Here is a 24,849-nt window from a genome sequence, read left to right on the forward strand (position 1 = left end):
GCCTCAGCGGCCGTCGGGCAGCCGACTCGACCGGAGATCGGCGCGGCGCAGTGCGGTGATAGCGCCGCCCGCGAGGGCGACGACCCCGACCAGCGCGAGGTTCAGCCCGCCGCGCTCGCGACGGGGCAGCGCCTCCGCGGCGGCGGACGGCGACGTGCCCGGTGAGGGAGTCTCGTCGGCCTGGGCCGGCGCGGTGCCGAAGCCCGTCTTGCCCGGCGGCGGCTCGTTGTCCAGCGAGTTCGTCCGGACCGGAGCCACCTCGGCGGTGAGCGCGGCGACCGGGTCCACCAGCCCGAAGCCGAAGCTGTCGTCGCGGCCGGCCGGCCCCAGGTCCTGTGCGGTCTTGATCAGGCGCTGCACCACCTCGGCGGCGGGCATGTCCGGCCAGCGGGAGCGCACCAGTGCCGCGGTCGCGGAGACCAGCGGCGCGGCGAAACTGGTGCCCTGCACCTTCCAGTAGCCACCGGGCCGCGCACCGACCAGGTCGGTGCCGGGTGCGGACAGCACGGCCTCCGCGCCGGTGAGCGAGCCCTGCCAGAGCCGGTGCTGGTCGCCGGGGGCGATCGCGGTGACGGCGAGCACGCCCGGCTCCCGGGCCGGATACCAGATCTCGGTGGGTCCGCCGGTGCTCACGTTGCCGACGCAGGCGACCACGACGACGTCCTTGTCGAAGGCGTAGTCGATGGCCTCGGCGAGCGCGTCGCTGGCGGAGCCGCCGCCCAGGGACAGGTTGATCACGTTCGCGCCGTGGTCGACGGCCCACCGCACACCCTCGGCGACGACCCGGGCGTCGTCGTATTTGTTGCCCTCGTCGAGCACGCGCACCGGCAGGATCTTCGCCTTCGGGGCGAGGCCCACGACCCCGCGGCCGTCGTCGGCGCGGCCCGCGATCAGTGCGGCGACGGTGGTGCCGTGGCCGACCGGGTCGTCCCGGCCGTCGCCGGAGCTGTCCACCAGGTCCAGTCCGGTGAGCACCTGGCCGGTCAGGTCGGGATGTTCACCGACCCCGGAGTCGACCACCGCGACGATCGTGTTCGCACCGTCGGACAACTGCCAGGCCCGCGTGGCGCGCAGCGTGCCGAGCTGCCACTGGTCGTCCGCGGTGCCGGCGCGGGACGCGCGCTGCTCCGCGGCGGCGGCCCGCACCTGCGCGACGTCGGGCGCGGGCGCTTCCTGCGGCGTGGTCGCGGCGATGCTGCCCAGGGCGGCCAGGGCCAGTGCCCCCACGACACGTAGCAGCGCCGTCGCATCTCTCCGCGGCACGGCGCTGACCAGTCGGGGCGTCCGGAATCTGGGCACAGTTCCGCCATTCTCACACGGGTTCCCGCGCGGAGAAAGAATTGCCGCCCGTCTTGCTGATGCCGAGTCCGGTCAGGCCGCCCAGCCCTGGATCATTCCGTACAGGCCGAGCACCCAGGCCGCCACCGGCACCACCGACACGACGACCAGCAGATCGAACAGGTCCGCGGCACGGCCGACGTACGGCGAGGGGGCCTTGCGGGACCAGGTCTGCCCCGCCAGCACGATGATCATGGCCAGCACGACGGCGCCGACCGCGAAGAACGCGCGGCCGCTGCCGTCGGACAGCCACACGGCCGCGCCCAGCAGCAGCAGGTGGCCGAACAGGCCCGCGGCGACCAGCGGCACCCGCTGGCGCACCGTCACGAACAGGCGCGAGCGCAGCAGCAGCGCGGTCGCGCACACCGCCACGAGCACCCGGCCCGCGGTGCCGCCGGAGGTGACCAGGATCAGGCCGGCCGCCGCCATCAGCACGGCGTACCCGATCAGCATGCCGGTGAGCAGCTCCTCCGAGCGGGCCACGGCGGCGAAGACACGGGAGCGGTCGGGCAGGTCCGTGGCCGCGCCGCGGGCCGCGGGGACCGTCGCGAAGGCGTTCTCGCCGTCGGCCGGGCGGGGCGGGGTCACCGAGGGCACCGGCACCTTGCCGAACCGGATGGCCAGCACCGGCACCAGGCCGATACCGCAGACCAAGGCGCTGACCAGGACGGCGGCCGCCCCGGCCGCGCCGAGCCCGGCCAGCAGGGCGGTCAGCGCGCCGAGCAGGCCGGCCGTGCCGCCCGCGGTGAACACGCGCAGCCCGTGGCCCACGCCCGCCGCGCCGAGCATCGCGAACAGCAGCACCGCCACGCAGCCCACCAGCAGCTGCGCCTCGCCGAGCCAGGAGGGCAGCCCGGGGGCTCCCGCGCCGTCCGCTCCGCCGAGCACCAACGCGCCACCGGCGAAGGCGTACGGCAGCGCGAAGCCCGCCAGCGCGCTGCCGGTGACCCCGTCCCCGTAAGCCCGGGACGCCAGCACGCCGCCGACCAGCAGCAGCACCGCCACGGTCAGCGCGAGGTAACCGCCCGGCGTCCACTGCGGACCGCCGTGCACCAGCGCCAGCACGCCCGCGACCAGCAGCACACCCGCGCCGACCAGGGTCGCCATGCGGGTCGCCGCGGGGCTCCACACCGTGCCGCGCCGACGCGCTCCCTCGGCGATCGCCTCGACGACGTCGTCGTACTCCAGCTCCGGCCACTGCTCCTGAGCCGGCACCAGGTGCAGGATCTCACCGTCGCGGACCGACTGCTGCTGCAGCGACATGGTCTCGGTCAGCGGGCTGCCGTCGGTGCGGCGCAGCACCCAGCCACCGTGCTGCTCGCCGTCGTCGGCGAGGCCGACCCCGGCGTGGCGCAGCAGATCCGGCAGCAGATCCACGACGGTCACCTGCTCAGGCAGCGCCACATCGACGCGGCGCTGCGGCGTGTGCAGCGTGATCCGGGCGAGGCCGGTCGGGGATGCGGTCGTGGCGGCGGGGTAGCTCACCCGGTACGTCTACCACGTTCGGCGGTGATGCGTCATCCCGCGCCGTTCCCGCGCACGGGCGCGCGAACGTGCCATGGCCTAGCATGGCGGGCGTCGTGCGGGCACGCCATGACTCCGCCGGCCGTCTTGGGGAGGGCGTCGCAATGGGTACGGTCATCGTCAAGCGCGCACCTAGGCGCCCCGCACCCGAGATTCCGGTCGGGGAACTCGTCATCGACGCGCCACCGGAGATTCCGCAGGCCGCGGGCGGGCGCTGGCAGCAGGCCATGATGATCCTGCCGATGCTGGGCAGCGGCCTGGGCATGGCGATGATGGTCGGCCGCGGCAACGGCGACAAGATGTCCTATCTGGCCGGTGGCATGATGGGCGTGTCCAGCCTCGGCATGATCGCCGCGAGCCTGATGAACGGCGCAGGCCAGCCGAAGAAGGCCGAGATGATGGCGGCCCGCCGGGAATACCTGCGCCACCTGGCCGGGCTGCGCCGACGCGCCCGCCAGGCCGTGCAGCAGCAGCGCACCGGCCTGTTCTACCGCCACCCCGACCCGCAGCGGCTCTGGTCCACCGTGGACAGTTTTCGGCTCTGGGAACGCCGCTCGCACGACCCCGACTTCGGCATTGTGCGCGTGGGCCTCGGCCCGCAGTCGCTGGCCACCCCGCTGCTGCCGCCGGAGACCCGCCCGCTGGAGGAGCTGGAGCCGATGACGGCCGGGGCGCTGCGGCGCTTCCTGGACGCGTACTCCGTGGTCCCCGACCTGCCGGTGGCGCTGTCCATGCGCGGCTTCGGGCGGGTGTTCCTGCGCGGCGACGGTGCCGCCCCACGCAACGACGGTATGTACACCAGCGGCTTCGCCGGCGACCACCGCGACGGCGGCGACGTGCACGGGCTGACCCGCGCGATGCTCGCGCAGCTGGCCGTGTTCCACGCGCCCGACGACCTGATCATCGCGATCTGCGGCTCCTCCTACCGCCGCGAGGCATGGGACTGGGCCAAGTGGCTGCCGCACCACCAGCACCCGAGCCGGGTGGACGCGCTGGGTCCGGCCCGGCTGTTCGCCACCTCCGCCCAGGAGATGGAGGGCATGCTGGCCGAGGTGCTGGCGGGCCGGCCGCGGTTCGGCGCGGGCGAGGGCGCGCCGCATGTGGTCGTCGTGCTCGACGGCGCGGACATGGCCGGGGCGGGGCAGCTCGCCGTGCCCGAGGGCCTGTCCGGCATGACCATCCTCGACCTCGACACCCCGCCGCCGCGTCTGCTGGAGCGCGGCATGCTCACCCTGGAGGTGCGCGGCCGGGAGCGTGCGTTGCACACCGTCACCGCGGCCTCGGTCGCCGAGGTGGGCATCGCCGACCGGCTCAGCGTCGTGGAGGCCGAGGCGCTGGCCCGCCGGCTGGCCCCGCTGCGCCTGTCCGCCACGACGATCACCAGCAGCAACGCGATGACGAGCGAGAAGGGCCTGGCCGACCTGCTCGGCATCCCCGACCCGGAGCGCTTCGACGTGGCGTACGGCTGGTCGCCGCGCGCGAGCCGCAACATGCTGCGGGTGCCGCTGGGCGTCGGCCCGGACGGCTCCCCGGTCGAGCTGGACATCAAGGAGTCCGCGCAGGACGGTATGGGCCCGCACGGCCTGCTCGTCGGCGCGACCGGTTCCGGCAAGTCGGAGCTGCTGCGCACCCTGGTGCTCGGCCTGGCCGCCACGCACTCCTCGGAGCAGCTCAACTTCGTGCTGGTCGACTTCAAGGGCGGCGCGACGTTCGCCTCGCTGGACCGGCTGCCGCACACCTCCGCGGTCATCACCAACCTGGAGGGCGAGAGCCACCTGGTCAACCGTATGGGCGACGCGATCACCGGCGAGGTGCTGCGCCGCCAGGAGCTGCTGCGGGCCGCAGGCAACTTCGCCAACCTCAAGGACTACGAGAAGGCCCGCGCGGGCGGCGCGGCGATCGCCCCGCTGGCGTCGCTGTTCATCGTCTGCGACGAGTTCTCCGAGCTGCTGACCGCCAACCCCGACTTCATCGACATCTTCGTGCAGATCGGCCGGGTCGGCCGCTCCATCGGCATCCACCTGCTGCTGGCCAGCCAGCGCCTGGAGGAGGGCAGGCTGCGCGGCCTGGACACGCACCTGTCGTATCGGATCGGTCTGCGCACCTTCTCCGCGATGGAGTCGCGGGCCGTGCTCGGCGTCGGCGACGCGTACGACCTGCCCAAGGCCCCCGGCCACGGTTACCTGAAGTTCGGCTCGGAGCCGCTGCAGCGGTTCAAGGGCGCGTACGTGTCCGGTTCGTTCAAGAAGGCGGGCGAGGGCAAGGCCGCGCGCCGGGTCGACGGCCGCGACATCGTCTACGACTTCAGCAACCACTTCGTGCCGGTGCCGCAGCGCCCGAAGGACGCCGAGCCCGAGGTCAACTGGGACGTCAAGCCGGGTGAGAGCCTGATGGACGTCATGATCGAGCGTATGGTCGGCCAGGGCCCGCCCGCGCACCAGGTCTGGCTGCCCCCGCTGGACGTCTCCGACCCGCTCGACCTCGCCTTCGGCCAGCTCGGCCTGGTCGAGGGCCGGGGCCTGACGGTCGCCAACCCGGATCTGCGCGGCGCGCTGCGGGTGCCGGTCGCCATCGTCGACAAGCCCGCCCAGCAGCTGCGCGACCTGCAGTGGCTGCGGCTGGCCGACGGCGCGGCCGGGCACGTCGCGATCGTCGGCGCGGGCCAGAGCGGCAAGTCCACGCTGCTGCGCACGCTGATCACCGGTCTGGCGCTGACGCACACGCCGCAGGAGGCGCAGATCTACTGCCTCGACTTCGGCGGCGGCTCGCTCGGCGCGCTGCGCGACCTGCCGCACGTCGGCGGCGTGGCGGGCCGGCAGGACGCGCTGATGGTCCGGCGCACCGTCAGCGAGGTCTCCCAGCTGCTCAACATGCGCGAGACCCGGTTCGCCGAACAGGGCATCGAGTCCATGGCGGCCTACCGGCGGCTGCGCGCGGCGGGGCGGTTCACCGACGACCCGTACGGCGACGTGTTCCTGGTCGTCGACGGCTGGAGCACGCTCAAGGAGAGCTACGAGGACCTGGACCCGGTCATCACCGACTTCGCGACCCGCGGTCTGGCCTACGGCGTGCACGTCGTGGCGACCTCGCTGCGCTGGCGCGACTTCCGGGCCAACATCCAGGACCAGTTCGGCAGCAAGATGGAGCTGCGGCTGGGCGACCCCGGCGACACCATCTGCCGGGTACGCAAGATCGCGCCCCAGGTGCCGCAGCGGCCCGGCTTCGGCCTCACCCCCGACGGCCTGTTCACCCTCGCGCTGCGCCCCGACGTGGACGCCCTCGGCCACCGCGACGACCTGATCCGGCACATCGCCAAGCACTGGGACGGCATGCCCGCGCCGCGGGTGCGCATGCTGCCCAGCGTGTACGCGTACGAGCGGATGAGCCTGGAGACCGGCGGGGAGTGGACGCTGCCCATCGGCATCGCCGACGACCTCACCCCGGCCGTCGTCGACTTCTACGCCGACGTGCACCTCACCGCGTTCGGCGAGAGCGAGAGCGGCAAGTCGACGCTGCTGCGCCAGATCGCCCGCACGATCACCCAGCGGTACACCCCCGACCAGGCCAAGATGATCATCATCGACCCGCGGCGCAGCCTGCTCGGGGCGGTGACCACCGAACACCAGCTCGCGTACATCAGCAACCTGTCCCAGATCCGGGACTACGTCGAGGCGATCCGGGTCAAGATGGAGGAGCGGCGGCCGCCGGACGGCACCCGCCCGCAGGACATGCCGCTGCGGCCCTGGCTGGCCGGGCGCGGCGAGTTCTTCCTCATCATCGACGACTACGACGTGGTCGTCTCCGGCGGCGGCCACCCCATCGAGCCGCTGGCCGACTTCCTGTTCCAGGCCCGCGACGTCGGCCTGCACCTGATCGCGGCGGCCAACGCGAACTGGGGCGGCAACCGGTCCAGCTACGACGCGGCACTGTCGCGCCTGGCCGCGGCGAACGCGCCCTACCTGATGCTGTCCGCCGAGAACATCGTCAGCGCGCCGTTCGGCAGCCGGATGAAGTACGACCGGATGCCGCCCGGCCGCGGCCGCCTGATCACCCGCCGCGGCTCGCGGCTCGTGCAGCTCGCCGAGCTGCCCGCGTTCTGAGCCACCCGGCCCTAAGACGAAGGGGCGCGGCCCGGAGAACCTCTCCGGCCGCGCCCCTTCGACATGTCCGGCCTCAGTGACCGCCGTTCTCCTTGGCACGCTCGTAGGAGCGCACGATCTCGGCCTCGGCCTCGGTGCGGCCGACCCAGGTCGCGCCCTCGACGCTCTTGCCAGGCTCCAGGTCCTTGTAGACCTCGAAGAAGTGCTGGATCTCCAGCCGGTCGAACTCGGCCACGTGATGGATGTCACGCAGGTGCTCCAGGCGCGGGTCGTCGGCCGGCACGCAGAGGACCTTGTCGTCGCCGCCCTTCTCGTCACGCATGCGGAACATGCCGATGGCGCGGCACTTGATCAGGCAGCCGGGGAAAGTCGGCTCCTGGACCAGCACCAGCGCGTCGAGCGGGTCGCCGTCCTCGCCGAGGGTGTTCTCGATGAACCCGTAGTCGGCGGGGTACTGGGTGGAGGTGAAGAGGGTGCGGTCCAGCCGGATCCGCCCGGTTTCGTGGTCGACCTCGTACTTGTTGCGCTGCCCCTTAGGGATCTCAACCGTGACGTCGAAATCCATTTCACACTCCCATTGGCCTGTAAGTTCGCCGACGTTGGCGAATTTTAGTTAGTCTCGCCTGGCTGGTTCGGGGCATCGGAGGAGGGCCGCTTTGGGGAGGCAAGGTTCACACTACGGTGCCGAACCCGCAGATGCCGCGGGTTCGCCGTCCGGCCCGCCGGGCGAGTGGGTGTGGAACGGGCAGGAGTGGGTGTGGCAGCTCCACACCGGTTATCCACAGGCCCCGGACCAGGGAAGCAGTGGGTATCCACCGGCTTATCCACAGAGCGCAAGTCCCCGACCGGGTGCTTATCCACAGGATGTGCACAGCTCTCCCCAGGATCGCCAGCCCTACGGCGGCCGTCCACAGGACACGCAGCCCGGTAATCCACAGGCCTACGGCTCCGCCCCCCGTCCACAGGTCTACGGCACTTCGCAGGGCCAGGCTTCGCCCGGCTACGGGTCGGCGCAGGTTCCGCAGGGCCAGTACGGCTCGGCCCCGCAGCCTCAGCCCGGTTACGGCTCCGCCCAGGTTCCGCAGGGCCAGTACGGCTCTGCCCAGGTTCCGCAAGCTCAGGCGGGTCCGGGTTACGGTTCGGCGCAGGTGCCGTCCGGCCAATACGGGGCTGCCCAGGTTCCGCAGGGTCCGGGAGCCGCGTTCGGCGCGGGCGGGCCCGCCCGTCCCGGCGAGTACGGCCGACCTGCCGGACAGACCGAACCCGCGCCCACCGGGCCGAAGGGCGACAAGCCCCGCAAGCGCCGCAAAGGCGTGCTCATCACGGTGCTGACGCTGGTCGTCGCGCTCGGCGCGGGGCTGGGCGGGGTCGCCGTGTTCAAGCCCGACCTGATGTCGGACCTGCTGGCCTCTCCCGACTGGCAGTCGCCCAGCGCGGCCCCGCCCGCGGAGCCGGCGGTCGCGCCGGTGCTGGCGGCCCTGGCCGACGCCCCGGTGCCGGATGCCGCCGCGCTCAAGAAGGTGCTCGACCCGCTGGTGATCAGCTCGCCGCTGGGCAGCAGCGTCAGCGCCTCGGTGGTCGATGTCACCACGGGCGAGGTGCTCTACGAGCGCGCCCCGACCGAGATGATCACTCCAGCGTCGAACACGAAGCTGGTCACGGCGGCTGCCGTGCTCATCACGCGCGGCCCCGACTACCGGATCACCACCCGGGTGGTGGCCGGGCCGAACCCCGGCGAGGTCGTGCTGATCGGCGCGGGCGACGCCACCCTCGGCGTGACCGCCAAGAAGTTCTACGAGGGCGCGGCCCAGCTCGACGATCTCGCGGCGCAGGTCAAGAAGGCGATGGGGGACACCCCGATCACCAAGGTGATCACCGACGGCAGCCTGTACTCCGGGCCGAACGCGTCGCCGGACTGGCCGAGCGACACCCTCGGCGAGGGCAACGTCTCCCGGATCACCGCCGTGATGATCAATGGTGCCCGCACCGACATCAAGGATCGTGTGATGCCGTTCAACCGGTTCAACGACCCCGAGCGGGCGGCGGGTGACGCCTTCGCGAAGCTGCTCGGGCTGACCGGCAGCGCCAAGGGCAAGGCGCCCGCGACGACGACGGCCACCGGCTCGGCGGCCCCGTCCCCACAGGGCAGCGCGGCCGCAGCCGGGCCGCCCGCGCCGGGCACCGAGCTGGGTTCGGTGCGTTCCGCGCCGCTGCTGCGCCAGGTCGAGCAGATGCTGACCGAGAGCGACAACACCCTGGCCGAGGCGCTGGCGCACCAGGTCGCCCTGGCCAAGGGCCAGCCCGGTTCGTTCGCCGGGGCCGCCGCCGCCATCGAGCAGGTGGTGACCGAGCTCGGGCTGGACGCCACGCAGAGCGACCTGCTGGACGGCTCCGGCATGTCCCCGAAGAACAAGATCTCGCCGAAGGTGCTGACCGGCCTGTTGGTCAAGGCCGCGAGCGGCACCGACTCGCACCTGTCCGACTTCTTCAACGGCCTGCCCGTGGCCGGCTGGTCGGGCACCATGACGCTGCGCTTCGCCAAGTCGAAGTCCGGATTCGGCGTGGTGCGGGCCAAGAGCGGCACGCTCAACGGCGTCAACTCGCTGTCCGGGGTGGTGCAGACGGCCGACGGGCGGCTGCTGGCGTTCGCGGTGCTCGCCGACAACGTGCCGACCGACCGGGAGACGGCGCAGAACGCCCTGGACAAGATCGCCGCTTCGATCGCGGTGTGCGGCTGCCGCTGAGTCTCAGCCGCCGGTCAGCTCACCCGCCCGGCGGCTGACCGCAATCCCGCCGGGCAGCAGCGTCGCGCCCTGCCCGCGCCAGGCCGTGACCAGCGCGTCCAGAGCCGCGACGTGCCGGTGGGTCAGCGCCGCGCGGGGCGCGCCCAGCTCCGCGGCCCAGCCGTGCAGCACGCGGGTACGCAGCGCGGCGGGCAGCTCGCCCAGCGCGTCGGCGGACAGCCCCGCGGGCGTACGGCAGCGGTTCAGGGCCTGCCCGGCCAGCTCGTCGAGCAGGTCGGCGTCCACGCCCAGCAGGGCCGCGGACCGGGCCAGGTTGGCCACGACGCCCTCGCCCAGCGCGGCGACCAGCGCGGGGAGCGCATCGGCCCGCACCCGCGCTCGGGCGTACGAAGGATCGGTGTTGTGCGGGTCCTCCCACGGCGTCAGGTCCTGCACTGCGCACGCGGCCCGGCAGGCCGCACGCGGCACGTCCAGCAGCGGCCGGCTGAACCGGGCCCCGGCGTGCATCCGGTGCGCCGGCATCCCGGCCAGTCCACGCGGCCCGGCCCCGCGCGCCAGCGCCAGCAGCACCGTCTCGGCCTGGTCGTCCCGGGTGTGTCCGAGCAGGACCGTCGCCGCACCGAGCCGCCCGGCCGCCTCGGCCAGCGCCGCGTACCGCGCCTGCCGCGCCGCCGCCTCCGGCCCGCCGACCGCCCCGACCTCGACCGTGGCGACCTCGACCGGCGCGAACCCCTGCTCGCGTGCCCATCGCGCGACCTGCTCAGCCCGCCGGGCCGACCCGTCCTGCAACTGATGGTCGACCGTCACCAGCCCGACCCGCCACCCCAGCCGCGGTGCCACGAACACCGCCCCCGCCGCCAGCGCCAGCGAATCCGCCCCACCCGAACATGCCACCACCACCAGCGGCCGCCGCGCTTCCTGGCGCAACCCTTCAAGACCTGCGCCATCCGGACCCTCCGGAGGCCGCGACTCTTCAAGAGTGGCGGCGGGGGGCAGGGTGGTCAGGGTGTGGCGGATCGCGGTGCGGATCGCGGCGACCGAGGGGTCGAGCCTCATCCCCGGGTGTCGGCGGTGACGACGCGGGTCACCCACGCGTCGGGGTCGGCGATCTCGTCCAGGGTCGGCAGGGTCTGCGGGGAGGTCCAGATCTGGTTCAGGCCGTCCATGCCGACCCGGTCCAGCACCGATTGCACGAAGACCCGGCCCTCGGCGTACTGCCGCATCTTGATGTCGATGCCGAGCAGGCGGCGCAGGTACTGCTCGACCGGGTTGCCGGGGTTGCGGCGGCGGTCGAACGCCGCGCGGATGCTGGCGACGGTCGGGATGACCCGCGGTCCGACGCCGTCCATGACGACCTCGGCGTGGCCTTCCAGCAGGGTCAGCACCGCGGTCAGCCGGTCGAGCACGGCCCGCTGCTCGGGCGTCTGCACGGCCTCCAGCAGGGATGCGCCGCGGGTGCCCTCGGGTGCGCGGGCGGCCTTGATCGCCGCGCCGAACTGCTGATATGCCTGGCTGAGCAGGTTGGCCGTGGGCGGCTCGGTGGCCTCGATGAAGGCCCGCACCTCGTCCAGGAAGTGCCCGCGCAGCCACGGCACGGCCGTGAACTGGGTTCGGTGGGTGACCTCGTGCAGGCACACCCAGAGCCGGAAGTCGCGCGGGTCGGCCTTGATCCGCCGTTCCATGGCGACGATGTTCGGCGCGACCAGCAGCAGCTGCCCCGCCTGCACGGGCCGGCCGGGCTCGGCGGGCGGCGCGGCGAAGACGTCGTACTGGCCGAGGACCTTGCCGGACAGGTAACCCAGCACCGCCCCGGCCTCCACCCCGGTGACCTTCGCGCCGACCAGGTTGCCGAGGAAGCCGACCTTCTCCTCCAGCTTGTCCGTCAGCGGCGTGATCACCGTCCGGAGCCCCTGCACGTTGACGTCGGCCCAGGTGCGCCGGTCGACCACGCGCACCGGCGCGTCCGGCACCTGCGGGATCATCTTCGTGTACTCCGCGACGTGGCCTATCGCCTCGTCGGCCAGCTGCCGCAGGTCGCGCACGACCGCGGTGGCCTGCTCGTAGGTGACCGACGGTCCGGTCGGGCCGAACCGCGCGGCGGTGGTCGAGGCGAGATCCCAGTCCACGAGAGCCATAGGTAAGAACCTACTCTCCCGTAGCCATATCGCCCCGCGGCTCGTGTTTTGATCCAGGGATGCGACAAGCGGTGTACGCGCCCCAGGGAGTGGTGGCCACCAGCCAGCCGCTCGCCGCCCAGGCGGGTCTGGCGATGCTGCGTGAGGGTGGTTCGGCGGTCGACGCGGCGGTGGCGGCGGCGGTCACGCTGACCCAGGTGCAGCCCGGCTCCAACGACATCGGCGGAGACCTGTTCGCCCTGGTCTGGGACGGAAGGCAGCTGCACGGGCTGAACGCCTCGGGCCGCGCCCCGGCGGCGCTGAGCCTGGCCGCGCTCACCGCGGCCGCGCACCCGCCCAACGACGCCCTCGGCGGGGGCCAGGCGCGGCCCGCGCTCGCCCCGCCGGCCCGCGGCTGGCTGCCGGTGACCGTGCCGGGCGCCCCTGCGGGCTGGCAGGACCTGCACGCGCGGTTCGGCCGGCTGCCGTTCGAGCGGCTGTTCGCCGACGCGGTGCACTACGCCGAGCAGGGCTGGACGGTGTCGCCGACGGTCGCCCGGCGCTGGGCCGCGTCGGTGGAGATCCATCGCGGGCTGGCCCAGCCCGAGTGCCGGGACTGGGCGGCCGTGTTCGCACCGGAGGGGCGCGCGCCGCAGGTCGGCGAGCTGTTCCGCAACCCGGGCGCGGGCCGGGCGCTACGGCTGATCGGCGGCAGCCACGCCGACTCCTTCTACCGCGGCGAGATCGCGCACGCGCTGGCGGCGTACGCGGCGGACACCGGCGGCCTGCTCACCGCCGCCGACCTCGCCGAGCACACCAGCACCTGGGTCGAGCCGGTGAGCACGGACTACCGCGGGCACACGGTGTACGAAATCCCGCCCAACGGCCAGGGGGTGGCCGCGCTGCAGGCGCTCGCGCTGCTCGACGGGTTGCCGCGGCACGGGCTGCACGAGCAGATCGAGGCGATGAAGCTCGGCTTCGCCGACGCGCACGCGTACGTCGCCGATCCGGCCGCGTACCCGATGCCCGACCTGCTCGATCCCGCCTATCTCGCGGCGCGGCGGGCGCTGATCGGGGACCGGGCCGGTGACCCGCCGCCCGGGGACCCGATGAAGGGCGGCACCGTCTACCTGGCCGCGGCCGACGCCGACGGCATGATGGTCAGCCTGATCCAGTCGACCTACCAGGGCTTCGGCTCGTTCGTCGTGCTCCCGGAGTACGGCTTCGGGCTGCAGAACCGCGGGGCCGGATTCAGCCTGGACCCGGTCCACCCGAACGTGGCCGCTCCCGGCAAGCGCCCGTTCCACACGATCATCCCCGGCTTCCTGTTCCGCGACGGCGCGCCGCTGGGGCCGTTCGGTGTGATGGGCGGGCACATGCAGCCGCAGGGCCACCTGCAGCTGGTCCTGGCGACGGTCGACGACGGCCTCGGCCCGCAGGAGGCGCTGACCCGGCCGCGCTGGTACTGGCACACCGAGCGGCAGGTCGAGGTCGAGCCGGAGTTCGACCCGGCCCTGATCGAGGACCTGCGTGCCCGCGGCCACGAGGTCACCGTCGCCACCGACCGCGGCACGTTCGGCATGGGCCAGGCCATCTGGCGCATCCCCGGCGGCTACGTCGCCGGCTCCGAACCCCGCGCCGACGGCCAAGCCGCCGCCTACTGAGTCCGCCACCTCGGCCGCTTCCGGGCAGGTCGTGGGGTCGGGCGTCATGTCCAGGCCCTACGCGCGTTCGTTGACGCCACTGTGAAGATGGCGACTTTTGTCCGGATTAGTTGCGGGCTCGCCCTGGTGGCGGGTGGTGCGGTGATACCGGCGGGCGGCGGCGCGGCCGCGCCGAACGGCCCGCAGAAACTCCAACCGGCGTCCCGGGCCACGGCCGGGCGGGCGCCCACCAGCCGGCTCGCGAAGACCGACCGCAGCCTGCTCGACCGCACCGACGGCGAGCGCATCCCGGTGCTGGTCAAACTCGACCACGACGCGGTCGCCAGCTACACCGGCGGGGTGCCGGGCCTGGCCGCGACCAGCCCTGCGGCCACCGGCACCCGGCTGCGCGGCGGCGACGCCGAACGCGCCTACGAGCAGTACCTGGCCCAGCGCGAGAACCGGTTCACCTCGGCGCTCGCCGCGAAACTGCCCTCGGCGCAGGTCGGCCAGCGACTGCGCACCGTGTACGGCGGGGTGGCGCTGACGCTGCCCGCCAACGAGGTCAAGCAGCTGCTCGCGGTCGAGGGTGTGGTGGCGGTGCAGCGCGATGAGCTGCGCGAGCCGCTGACCGACTCGTCCAGCTCCTTCATCGGCGCGGACGTGCTGCAGAGCGGCGCCGGCGCCAACGGAGCGCCGACCAGCCAGGCCGGCAGGGGCATCGTGGTCGGCGTGCTGGACACCGGCGCGTGGCCGGAGCACCCGTCCTTCGCCGACCAGGGCGTGCTCGCCGCGCCGCCGGCCAAGACGGACGGCACGGCGCGCCGCTGCGACTTCGGCGACAACCCGCTGACGCCCGGCAAGGACGTGTTCCGCTGCAACAACAAGCTGATCGGCGGCTCGGCGTTCCTGAAGGGCTACCTGCAGGCCTTCCCGGACGAGACGTACCGGTCGGCCCGCGACAGCGACGGGCACGGCACGCACACCGCCTCGACGGCCGCGGGCAACGTGCTGGCCTCGGCGAAGGTCTTCGGGGTCGAGCGCGGCCCGGTGCACGGTGTCTCGCCGGGTTCGTGGGTCAGCGTCTACAAGGTCTGCGGCGAGAACGGCTGCATGTCGTCGGACTCGGCGGCCGCGGTGGCGCAGGCGGTGCGCGACGGCGTCGACGTCGTCAACTTCTCCATCTCCGGCGGCACCGACCCGTTCAGCGACCCGGTCGAGATGGCCTTCCTGGACGCGTACGCGGCGGGGGTCTTCGTGGCCGCCTCGGCGGGCAACTCGGGCCCGGACGCCGGCACGGTCAACCACCTGTCCCCGTGGGTGACCACGGTGGCCGCCTCCAGCCAGCGCCGCGAGTTCAGCGCGGGCCTGACCCTGCAGGCCGGGACCGCGACCAAGCAGCTGAACGGCGCCTCGCTGACCGCGGGCGCCGGACCGGCGCCGGTGGTGCGGGCCGGTGACGTCCCCGGCTACAAGGGCGGCATGGGCTGCGCCAAGCCCGCGAAGAAGGGCCTGTTCACCGGCAAGATCGTCGTCTGCGAGCGCGGCGTCAACCCCCGGGTCGAGAAGGGCTGGAACGTACGCGAGGGCGGCGCCGTCGGCATGATCCTCTACAACCCGACCCTGCAGGACGTGGAGACCGACAACCACTGGCTGCCCACGGTGCACCTGGCCGACGCGGCGGTGCTGGAGTTCCTCGACGCGAACACCGACGTCACGGCGACGATCACCGCCGGGCAGGCCAACCCGGGCACCGGCGACGTGATGGCGGCGTTCTCCTCCCGCGGCCCCGGCGGCCTCGCCCTCAAGCCCGACGTGACCGCGCCGGGAGTGCAGATCCTGGCCGGACACACGCCGACCCCGGACGCCACCGCGGGCGGCCCGGCCGGCGAGCTGTTCCAGGCGATCGCCGGCACGTCCATGTCCTCGCCGCACGTGGCCGGCGCGGCCGCGCTGCTGGCCTCCCGGCACCCGGACTGGACCCCGGGCGAGCTCAAGTCGGCGCTGATGACCACCGCGTTGACCGAGGTGGTCAAGGAGGACGGCAAGACCCCGGCCGGGCCGCACGAGATGGGCGCGGGCCGGATCGCGGTGGACCGGGCCGACCAGGTCACGCTGACCGTCTCGGACTCCGCCACCCGCATGATGACGCTGGCCGGCGACGAGGTGCGCGCCGTCGACCTCAACCTGCCGTCGATCAACGCGCCGATCATGCCGGGCCGGCTGTCCACCGTGCGCACCCTGCGCAACATGACCGACCGGACCATCACGTACGCCGTCGCGACCACCGTGCCGGCCGACAGTTCGATCAGCGTCCCGCCGACGGTCACCGTGCCCGCGCGAGGGGCCGCGCCGCTGCCCGTGACGATCTACTCCCGCTCGGCCGCCGACGGCTACCTGTCCGGCGAGATCCGGCTGACCCCGGCCGAGGGCGGCCCGGCGCTGCACCTGCCGGTCGCCTTCCAGCCCGCCCAGGGCCAGGTGACGCTGGCCAGCACCTGCACCGCGAAGAAGGTGACGCTGACCCGCACCGCGCAGTGCACGGTGACGGCCGCCAACACCGGCTTCGACGACGCGCCGGTCGACCTCACCACGCGCCTGGACCCGGCGCTCGCCGTCACCGGCGTCGACGGCGGGGCCACGGTGGACGGCCCGCGCGAGGTCAGCCACGACACCACGCTGCGCGGCATCGAGCCGGGCACCCCGGACGTCGCGAAGCTGGACGACCGGGTGTGGCAGCCGCTGGACGTCACGCCCGACCCGATCGGCGACGAGGAGATGATCACCTACGACGTGCCCGGGTTCGGCTACGCCGGCCAGACGTACCAGCGCATCGGCGTGGTCTCCAACGGCTATCTCGTCGTCGGCGGCGGCACCAGCCAGGACATCCGCTTCGAGCCCCCCGCCGTCGACGGCGTGCGGGCTCCCGACGCGGGCCGACCCAACAACGTGCTGGCCCCGTACTGGGCCGACATGGACGGCTCGCAGGCCGACGGCGTGCGCGTCGCGACCGCCCGGGGCGGCGGCGTGGAGTGGATCGTCGTGGAATGGCGGGTCAACCGCTTCGGCACCAGCGACACCCAGCGCTTCCAGGTCTGGCTGGCCACCGGCGAGAACGAGGACATCCGGTTCGCGTACGACGCCAAGGACCTGCCCAGCGGGGCGAAGGTGTTCGCGGTCGGCGCCGAGAACGCGCTCGGCAAGGGCACGCTGCGCACCGAGAAGCCCGGCCCGGACCTGCGTGTCCAGAGCGCCGGCGGGCACCCGGGCGGCGTGGCGTCGTACACCGTGCAGCTGCGCGGCGTCATGCCCTCCGACGCCCGGATCACCACGAGCATGACCAGCCCGGAAGTTCCCGGCACCACGGTCGTGCGCACCCGCATCCCGGTGGTCGCCCCGTAAGCCCTGCCCAGCAGGGTCGTGATGTTCGGAAGGGCACCTTCTACAACGCGGAGCGTTGTGAAGGTGCCCTTCCTTCGTCTCACCTGCTGCGGAAGAGGTGGCGGTAGTCGGCCGGGGTGGTGTCGAGGCGGCGGCGGAAGTGGTGGCGCAGGGTCGCCGAGTCACCGAAGCCCGCTCGGGTCGCCACCGACTCGACGCTCAGGTCGGTCTCCTCCAGCAGTCGCCGGGCCAGCAGCAGCCGCTGATGGGTGAGCCAGTCGTGCGGCGTCGCCCCGGTCTCCGCCCGGAACCGGCGCGCGAACGTACGCGGGGCCATGTGCGTACGCGCCGCGAGGTCGTCCACGGTCAGCGGCTCGTCCAGGTGCGTGACCAGCCACTCCAGCAGCGGCTGCAGGGTGTCGCAGTCCACCTGCTCCGGGATCGGCGCCTCGATGAACTGCGACTGCCCGCCCGCCCGGTGCGGCGGCACCACCATCCGCCGGGCCAGCTTCGTCGCCACCGCCGCCCCCTGCACCTGCCGCACCAGATGCAGGCACGCGTCGATCCCCGCCGCGGTCCCCGCGCTGGTGATCACCCGCCCGTCCTGCACGTACAGCTCGTTCGGCGACACCCGCGCCGTCGGATACCGCTCGGCCAGCAACGCCGCGTGCTTCCAGTGCGTCGTGCACCGCCGCCCGTCCAGCAGCCCCGCCTGCCCCAGCAGAAACGCCCCCGAACACACCGACAGGATCCACGCGCCCCGCTCGGCCGCCGCCACCAGCGCCTCCACCGCCGCCGGCGGCACCGCCGACGTCAGCGGATGAGCGGGCACGGCCACCAGATCAGCCGTGGCCAGCGGCCCCAGATCCGCATCCGGCACGATCCCGAACCCCGACCGCGTACGGATCGGCGCACCGTCCGGACTGCACACCGCGAACTCGTACGACGGAAACCCGTCCGCGCTCCGATCGGTCCCGAACACCTCGCACAGCACCCCGAGCTCGAACGGCGCGATCTCGTCCAACCCCAGCACGGCCACCCGATACAGCGACATGTGACTCACGCTACTCGATGAATGGCAGAAATTCGAGGCACCCTGGCATCCCTGCCACTGTCCCACCCGAACCGCACACGAGACACTTAATTCACACCGGTGCGCACCATCCCAAACCACTCCGAAACGGTGAGGCCGTCATGGGACAGTTCATCTTCCTACTAGCGTTCCTACTGGTCACCGGCGTCGCAGGCCAGCTCGGGATGATCGTCACCAATTCCGACCCCGACGTGCGCCAGAGGCCCTTCATCCGGCAGTCTTGACCACATGGGCTGGTACGACGCGGACATAGACCGTGTGATCATCACTGAAGAGGAACTCCGCGGTAAGACCGCCGAGCTCGCCAAGCAGGTCGCCGCCGACTACGCGTCGGTAGACGGCCTGCTTCTCGTATGCGTCCTCAAGGGCGCGGTCATGTTCATGGCCGACTTCTCCCGCGAACTCGGCAAGATCGGCGGCCCCCCCGTCGAACTCGAGTTCATGGCAGTCTCCTCCTACGGCCAGGGCACCACGTCCTCCGGCGTCGTACGCATCCTCAAGGACCTCGACCGCGACATCGCCGGCAAGCACGTGATCGTCGTCGAGGACATCGTCGACTCGGGCCTGACGCTCTCCTGGCTGCTCAAGTACCTGGAGTCTCGTTCGGCGAAGTCGGTCGACGTCGTTGCCCTGTTCCGGAAGCCTGAAGCGATCAAGGTGCCGGTGCCGGTCAAGTACGTCGGATTCGACATTCCCACGGAGTTCGTCGTCGGCTACGGGCTGGACTACTCGGAGCGGTATCGCGAGGTGCCGTACGTGGGGATTCTCAAGCCTGAGGTCTATCAGCGCTGATTCGTGCGCTTCGTGCGTGGTTGCGCTCCGCAGGGGGTGCCGCCGGGTTCGCTGGGGGCCGCCAAAACCGGGCGGCCCTTTTACGCTCACTCCGGCGGCACCCCCTGCTCCGCTCCGGTAGTGGTGGTCGCGGTGGGTGGGGTTCATGCGGGTTTTCTATGTTCTGCCAAGTCAGTTACGCCCCACACTTGGCTACTACCTAGCCCCACAGTCCCCACACGTGTTGTGAAGGACCGTCATGTGGGGCGTTACTCGTAGGGCGCAAGCGAGCCGCCGTGCTCTCCGAGGGAGCCGTCTACGGGTTACGTGGGTGATGCGGTGACCGCTGTCGCTTATCCGTAATTTGTGGAGCATTCTGTACGTGTCGTGCGGAGCGGGGTAGGGGTCGGGGGCGCGTAAAGGGCCGCCCGCTCTTGGCGGCCCAGCGCCCCCGACCCCTACCCCGCGGAGCGCCCCCGTCCCCACCCCCCAAACCATCCCCCTCAGCCGTAAGCGAACACAGGTGTCATTTGTCCCGTATGCGGGGGACCTGAGCTGAGAAAACGCTGAACGTTGTGCGATGGGGACCACGCATCAGCCAACCGAAGGTTTCTACGGTGTACCGTCGACTAACCGGGCCGCGCCCGGTGAGCTGACCGCCTCTATCGATCAGGAGGACACGGGCGCGAACAAAAGCGTCCGGTAACAGCATGGAGCGTACGCGTTTCTTCCGCCGGCCGATCTTCTGGATCTTCATCGTGGCCATCGGCGCGATCCTGCTCAGCCAGCTCTTCACCAGCGGCCCGAGCTACCAGCCCGTGGACACCTCGGTCGCGCTCGCCCAGCTCAACCAGGCTGGCCCGAACGCGATCAAGGAAGTGCAGATCCGGGACAAGGAGCAGACGCTCCGGATCGACCTGGCCAATAAAGCCAAGTTCGACGACGTCGAGACTGACAAGATCGAGGCCCAGTATCCGGCCGACGCCGGGCTGGAGATCTTCAACCAGGTGAACGCGGCCAAGGCCGCGGGCAAGATCTCCGGGCCGTTCGACACCGAGGTCACCGAGGAGTCGGTGTTCCTGTCGCTGCTGGTGAGCCTGCTGCCGATCGCCGTACTGGTGATCCTGCTGCTGCTGTTCATGTCGCAGATGCAGGGCGGCGGCTCGCGGGTGCTGAACTTCGGCAAGTCGAAGGCGAAGCTCGTCAGCAAGGACACCCCGAAGACCACCTTCGCGGACGTGGCCGGCTCCGACGAGGCCGTCGAGGAGCTGCACGAGATCAAGGACTTCCTGCAGAACCCGGCGAAGTACCAGGCGCTCGGCGCCAAGATCCCGAAGGGTGTGCTGCTGTTCGGCCCGCCCGGAACGGGTAAGACGCTGCTGGCCCGCGCCGTCGCCGGCGAGGCCGGGGTGCCGTTCTACTCGATCTCGGGTTCCGACTTCGTCGAGATGTTCGTGGGTGTCGGCGCCTCCCGGGTCCGCGACCTGTTCGAGCAGGCGAAGGCGAACGCCCCGGCGATCGTGTTCGTCGACGAGATCGACGCCGTCGGCCGCCACCGCGGCGCCGGCATGGGCGGCGGTCACGACGAGCGCGAGCAGACCCTGAACCAGCTGCTGGTCGAGATGGACGGCTTCGACGCGAAGGGCGGCGTCATCATGATCGCCGCGACCAACCGTCCCGACATCCTCGACCCGGCGCTGCTGCGCCCGGGCCGCTTCGACCGCCAAATCGCGGTGGACACCCCCGACATGGTCGGCCGCAAGGCGATCCTGCGGGTCCACGGCAAGGGCAAGCCGTTCACGCCGGACGTGGACCTGGACGCGGTGGCGCGGCGTACGCCGGGCTTCACCGGCGCCGACCTGGCCAACGTGATCAACGAGGCCGCGCTGCTGACCGCCCGTCAGGACAAGCGCGCCATCACCAACGAGTCGCTGGAGGAGTCGATTGACCGTGTGGTCGCCGGCCCGCAGCGGCGCACCCGGGTGATGTCGGACCACGAGAAGAAGATCACCGCGTACCACGAGGGCGGCCACGCCCTGGTGGCCTGGGCGCTGCCGCACAGTGCACCGGTGCACAAGGTGACCATCCTGTCGCGCAGCCGCTCGCTGGGTCACACGCTGGTGCTGCCGACCGAGGACAAGTACACCCAGACCCGTGCCGAGATGATCGACACTCTGGCGTACGCGCTGGGCGGCCGGGCGGCCGAGGAGCTCGTCTTCCACGAGCCCACCACGGGCGCCGGCAACGACATCGAGAAGGCGTCGGCCCTGGCCCGTGCGATGGTCACCCAGTACGGCATGAGCTCGAAGCTCGGCGCGGTCAAGTACGGCACCGCCGGTGACGAGCCGTTCCTGGGCCGCTCCTACGGCCACGAGCGGGACTACTCCGACTCCATCGCCGCCGAGATCGACTCCGAGGTGCGCTCGCTCATCGAGCTGGCCCACGACGAGGCGTACGAGATCCTCGTGGAATACCGCGACGTGCTCGACGCGATCGTGCTGGAGCTGATCGAGAAGGAGACCATCTCGACCGCCGACATGGCGCGCATCTGCGCCCGGGTCGTCAAGCGGCCGCCGATGGCCCCGTTCAACGGGTTCGGCAAGCGCACGCCGTCCACCCAGCCGCCGGTGCTCACCCCGGCCGAGGTGGAGAAGCAGTCGGCGAGCAACGGCCAGGCCACGGACAGCGGCGAGATCACCGTCTCGACGACCGCGGAGGCCACGAACTGAACGGCGAGCGAGAGCTGGACCATCTCGCCGCCCGCCTGGTCGACGGCTCCCTCACCGGTGTTCCGGTGGAGGAGACCGTCGACCTGGCGCGTATAGAGAAGGCGGTCCGGGAGATCCTCCTCGCGCTGGGCGAGGACCCCGACCGCGACGGTCTGCAGAAGACCCCGTCCCGGGTGGCCCGCGCGTACGCCGAGCTGTTCGCGGGCCTGCGGGTGAACCCCGCGGACGTGCTGACCACGACGTTCGAGGCCGACCACGACGAGTTCGTGCTGGTCCGCGACATCTCGATCTTCAGCCTGTGCGAGCACCACCTGCTCCCCTTCCGGGGCGTGGCGCACGTCGGCTACCTGCCCGGCGAGGATGGCCGCATCACCGGCCTGTCGAAGCTGGCCCGGCTGGTCGAGGTGTTCGCGCGCCGGCCGCAGGTGCAGGAACGGCTCACCTCGCAGGTCGCCGACCTGCTCCAGGAGAAGCTCCAGGCCCGGGGTGTCATCGTGGTGCTGGAGTGCGAGCACATGTGCATGGAGATGCGCGGCATCCGCAAAGCCGGCGCCCGCACCGTCACCAGCGCCGTACGCGGCATCCTCAAGTCGGACCCGAAGACCCGCGCCGAAGCGATGTCCCTGATCAACTCTCGCTGACCCGTCTGAACGACGACGCCCGCCTCGCCGCGACCGCGGCCGGGCGGGCTTCCTCGTACACCCGAAGCGGCTCCGGTCCTCGAACCGCGTCAGGCGTCCATCACAGGACGGCCAGCAGCGCGACGGCCAGCAGCACCGGTGCGATGCAGGCGAACGCGCCGACCGCGGCGGTCCGCGGCCGATCCCGGTAGACGACGCCAACGAGCAGCCAGGCCGCCCCGAAGGCCAGCGGCCCGAGCAGCAACCCGCTCACCGCAGCGAAGAACACTTGCGCGCCGTCACCGGCCAGGCCGGCGACGGCCAGCTGCACGAGCAGCGCCAGCAGCGCCATCGGTCCGTACACCAGCAGGTTGCGCAGTGTCTGCGAGCCGCCGCCCGCGTCGTCGAGCCGGGCCAGCGCCCCGTCGGCGACCTCCACGTTCGCGCCCGCCTGGCGCAGCGCGGCCAGCGCCACCGCCGGGCCGCCGCCGACCGCCTCAGCCGCAGCCAGCAGCTCCGCGGGACCCGGCTGGAGCACGGGGGAGGGAACCCCCGCCCGGCTCGCCGTGTCCAGCAGCCGGGTGGCCTGCATCCCGAGGCGGGCCTGCACGGTCGGCAGCTCGTCCCGGGCCGCCGCCAGCGCCGACGCCTCACCAGCGGCCGAGTCCGCCGCCTCCCGCCGTACCGTGTCCAACCGCTGCGCCGCCCCGAGGTACTCCGCCCAGGCCGCACTCCGCTCGCTCATGCCGGCTCCTCGCTCATGCGGGTTCTTGGGTCAGGGCGGTGAGCACGATAGGCGGGTCCGAGGAGGGGTCGCGGGCCTGCCAGAGGCGCTGCCGCAGCGCGGACAGCACCTGGGCGTCGGCATCCGGGTCGGGGAAGCGGACCGTCTTCTCGTGCCCGCGCGTCGCGCCCCGCGGGCCGCCCAGGCCGCCCGCCGTGTTCACGACCGCGCAGCCCAGCGGCAAGGTCGCCGCCGCGTCGTTCGTCGCCTCCAGCACGTCCCCGCCGCCCGGCAGTGCGATCCGCACCGGCACCTGCCCGAACAGCGAATCCCGGCGCACGTGCAGCGCCTCGATACCGCGCACCGTCTGCGAACACAGGATCAGATGCACGCCGTACGCCCGCCCGCGCCGGCCGACCGACTCCAGCAGCCCCAGCGCCTCCGCCGCGACCGGATCCGACCCCGTCAACAGCACCGGGAACTCGTCGATCACACAGACCAGCCGGGGCAGCGGCCGCTGCTCGCGCGCCTGCGCGAACCGCTTCACCCCCAGCTCCTGCCACAGTTCCTCGCGGCGGCGCAGCTCCTCGTCCAGCTCCCGCAGCACCGCCAGCCCCTGCTCGCGATCACAGTCCAGGCCGACCACCCGAGCATGCGGCAGCCACGCCGGATCCGGCTCGGACCCCGTGCTCGGCGCGAACCGGCCGAAAGCCTCACCCGGCTTGAAGTCCAGCAGGTACAGCGCCAGCTCGTCCGGGTCGTAGCGGGTGCACAGGCCGTACAGGACGTTCACCAGGAACGCCGACTTGCCGCCGCCGGACCGGCCGCCGACCAGCCAGTGCGGCGTCAGGTCGGCGAACACCAGCGAGATCGGCGTCTCACCCGCCAGCCCCGCGGTCGTGGACATGCCCGCCGCCGACGACTCCGCCCACCAGTGATCCGGGTCCGGCAGCAGATCCATCAGATGCACCTGCCCCGACAGGGCATAACGTTCGGCCAGTTCCCGGCACACCCTGGCGACCAGCTCGGCGGGCGGATCAGGGTCCAGCCGCACCGGCACCGACAGCCCCGGCCAGGTCGCCGTCGGGCTCGGCCCGTCGTCGGCACGAGCCGTCGGCTGGGTGAAAGGCATACCCCCGAGCAGGGCGTACGGATTGCGCAGCGCGACCTGCGTGCTCATCGGCAGCGGGGCCTGCGCCGACGGCAGCGACGTGTCCGGGGTCAGCGGCGGCGGCGGCCAGCCCGCGACGACCAGATGCAGCCCCGTCGCCGGCCCCGCCTGCGCCAGCGCCGTGATCCGATTCAGTTCCGCACCCGTCACATCCGAGGGCAGAGCGGCAATCAGCAGCAGCATCGTGCAATCCCGGCGACGCGGCCGGGCCGTCGGACGCCGCTGCGCCTCCGGCCGGCTCGGGCGTACCCAATGCTCGGCCTCCGCCAGCACGGCCTGCAACCCGGCCCGGTCGGTGACCGGCGGCGGCATCAGCCCCGCATCGGCCAGCGCCCCGAACGGCGCGAACAGCGCCCCGCCCACCGCGTCCACCGCCCGCACCACCAGCGTGCCCGACGGCGCGGTCGCCAGCAGCCGCAGCAGGACCGCCCGCAGCACCCCCGCCACCCGCGGATCCCGCGAATCGGCGCTGAACGTCAGATGACCCGTACCCAGCAGCGGCAACACCGCCGGGAACTGGGCATCCTCGCCCGGCGCCGCCGTGCCGATCCGGACGAACTCCGGCCGACGCTGCTCACCCAGCGGCAAACCCGCCGGCACCTCGTCCAGCACGGCCCCCAGCCAGCCCGGCGTCAGCCGCACAGCCGCGTCACGCAGCCGTTGCGCCAGCGCCTGCTGCTCGGCCAGATCAGTGCGCGGCGGCGGAAGATAGGTGTCCAACGCGGACGCCGCCGCCTGAGTCACCGCCGAAGCATGCCGGTGCAGGCTCGCCGCCTGGTCGATCCGCGCGTTCAATCCGGGCACGCCGACACCTCCGCTGCGTCCTCCCCGGGGGAGGGTAGCGCAGAGCGCCCGATACCTGTCGCAACTACGCGGAAGCAACTCCCGTGTAAACCC

At 72.4% G+C, this 24,849-nt stretch carries 15 protein-coding genes; 7 read left to right on the forward strand and 8 right to left on the reverse strand.

Going from position 1 to position 24,849, the window contains the following annotated elements; all coding sequences use genetic code 11:
* Nucleotides 1–3: 3 nt before the first annotated feature.
* Entirely contained in the window at nucleotides 4–1,263 is a 1,260-nt protein-coding gene (gene mycP, locus AB0B66_RS06755) for a type VII secretion-associated serine protease mycosin (RefSeq protein ID WP_360523924.1), read from the reverse strand.
* 108 nt (nucleotides 1,264–1,371) lie between these two features.
* The gene (gene eccD, locus AB0B66_RS06760; RefSeq protein WP_360523927.1) at nucleotides 1,372–2,823 is read right to left on the reverse strand and encodes a type VII secretion integral membrane protein EccD; all 1,452 of its coding nucleotides are present in this window, start codon (nucleotides 2,821–2,823) and stop codon (nucleotides 1,372–1,374) included.
* A 143-nt stretch (nucleotides 2,824–2,966) separates the two neighbouring features.
* On the opposite strand from eccD, the gene eccCa reads away from it, so the two are divergent.
* Nucleotides 2,967–6,962, forward strand: a complete 3,996-nt coding sequence (gene eccCa / locus AB0B66_RS06765; protein ID WP_360523930.1) for a type VII secretion protein EccCa — start codon at nucleotides 2,967–2,969, stop codon at nucleotides 6,960–6,962.
* Between the two features lie 73 nt (nucleotides 6,963–7,035).
* Here eccCa and AB0B66_RS06770 read toward each other — a convergent pair whose 3' ends face one another.
* On the reverse strand, nucleotides 7,036–7,527 hold the full coding sequence (locus AB0B66_RS06770) for an inorganic diphosphatase (protein WP_203698955.1): 492 nt from the start codon (nucleotides 7,525–7,527) through the stop codon (nucleotides 7,036–7,038).
* A 301-nt stretch (nucleotides 7,528–7,828) separates the two neighbouring features.
* Here AB0B66_RS06770 and dacB point away from each other — a divergent pair, with 301 nt between their 5' ends.
* A complete protein-coding gene (gene dacB, locus AB0B66_RS06775; RefSeq protein WP_360523933.1) occupies nucleotides 7,829–9,706 on the forward strand; it encodes a D-alanyl-D-alanine carboxypeptidase/D-alanyl-D-alanine-endopeptidase in 1,878 nt (625 codons plus the stop codon).
* A 3-nt stretch (nucleotides 9,707–9,709) separates the two neighbouring features.
* On the opposite strand, the gene tilS is transcribed toward dacB, so the two are convergent.
* Both tilS and AB0B66_RS06785 read right to left on the reverse strand, forming a co-directional pair.
* On the reverse strand, nucleotides 9,710–10,762 hold the full coding sequence (gene tilS / locus AB0B66_RS06780) for a tRNA lysidine(34) synthetase TilS (RefSeq protein WP_360523936.1): 1,053 nt from the start codon (nucleotides 10,760–10,762) through the stop codon (nucleotides 9,710–9,712).
* Entirely contained in the window at nucleotides 10,759–11,841 is a 1,083-nt protein-coding gene (locus tag AB0B66_RS06785; RefSeq protein WP_360523939.1) for a zinc-dependent metalloprotease, read from the reverse strand. The genes tilS and AB0B66_RS06785 overlap by 4 nt, the downstream gene beginning before the upstream one ends.
* Nucleotides 11,842–11,900: 59 nt before the next feature.
* Here AB0B66_RS06785 and AB0B66_RS06790 point away from each other — a divergent pair, with 59 nt between their 5' ends.
* Together AB0B66_RS06790 and AB0B66_RS06795 are read left to right on the forward strand one after the other, a co-directional pair.
* Nucleotides 11,901–13,484, forward strand: coding sequence for a gamma-glutamyltransferase family protein (locus AB0B66_RS06790; protein ID WP_360523942.1), 1,584 nt, complete (start codon nucleotides 11,901–11,903; stop codon nucleotides 13,482–13,484).
* An 87-nt stretch (nucleotides 13,485–13,571) separates the two neighbouring features.
* A complete protein-coding gene (locus tag AB0B66_RS06795; RefSeq protein ID WP_360523946.1) occupies nucleotides 13,572–16,865 on the forward strand; it encodes a S8 family serine peptidase in 3,294 nt (1,097 codons plus the stop codon).
* 79 nt (nucleotides 16,866–16,944) lie between these two features.
* On the opposite strand, the gene AB0B66_RS06800 is transcribed toward AB0B66_RS06795, so the two are convergent.
* The gene (locus tag AB0B66_RS06800) at nucleotides 16,945–17,898 is read right to left on the reverse strand and encodes a helix-turn-helix domain-containing protein (protein WP_360523949.1); all 954 of its coding nucleotides are present in this window, start codon (nucleotides 17,896–17,898) and stop codon (nucleotides 16,945–16,947) included.
* Between the two features lie 267 nt (nucleotides 17,899–18,165).
* Here AB0B66_RS06800 and hpt point away from each other — a divergent pair, with 267 nt between their 5' ends.
* From hpt to folE, 3 genes are all read left to right on the forward strand, one after another.
* A complete protein-coding gene (gene hpt / locus AB0B66_RS06805; RefSeq protein ID WP_360523952.1) occupies nucleotides 18,166–18,729 on the forward strand; it encodes a hypoxanthine phosphoribosyltransferase in 564 nt (187 codons plus the stop codon).
* 689 nt (nucleotides 18,730–19,418) lie between these two features.
* Entirely contained in the window at nucleotides 19,419–21,437 is a 2,019-nt protein-coding gene (gene ftsH / locus AB0B66_RS06810; RefSeq protein WP_360523955.1) for an ATP-dependent zinc metalloprotease FtsH, read from the forward strand.
* Nucleotides 21,434–22,078 (forward strand): GTP cyclohydrolase I FolE, encoded by a 645-nt coding sequence (gene folE, locus AB0B66_RS06815; RefSeq protein ID WP_360524166.1) that lies wholly within the window; start codon nucleotides 21,434–21,436, stop codon nucleotides 22,076–22,078. The genes ftsH and folE overlap by 4 nt, the downstream gene beginning before the upstream one ends.
* A gap of 100 nt (nucleotides 22,079–22,178) precedes the next feature.
* Here folE and AB0B66_RS06820 read toward each other — a convergent pair whose 3' ends face one another.
* Together AB0B66_RS06820 and AB0B66_RS06825 are read right to left on the reverse strand one after the other, a co-directional pair.
* On the reverse strand, nucleotides 22,179–22,802 hold the full coding sequence (locus tag AB0B66_RS06820; protein ID WP_360523958.1) for a hypothetical protein: 624 nt from the start codon (nucleotides 22,800–22,802) through the stop codon (nucleotides 22,179–22,181).
* A gap of 13 nt (nucleotides 22,803–22,815) precedes the next feature.
* Complete coding sequence (locus AB0B66_RS06825; RefSeq protein ID WP_360523961.1) at nucleotides 22,816–24,756, reverse strand: FtsK/SpoIIIE domain-containing protein; 1,941 nt, start codon at nucleotides 24,754–24,756, stop codon at nucleotides 22,816–22,818.
* Nucleotides 24,757–24,849: the final 93 nt, after the last annotated feature.

It is taken from the genome of Catellatospora sp. NPDC049111 (assembly GCF_040648615.1).
GTDB lineage: Bacteria > Actinomycetota > Actinomycetes > Mycobacteriales > Micromonosporaceae > Catellatospora > Catellatospora aurea.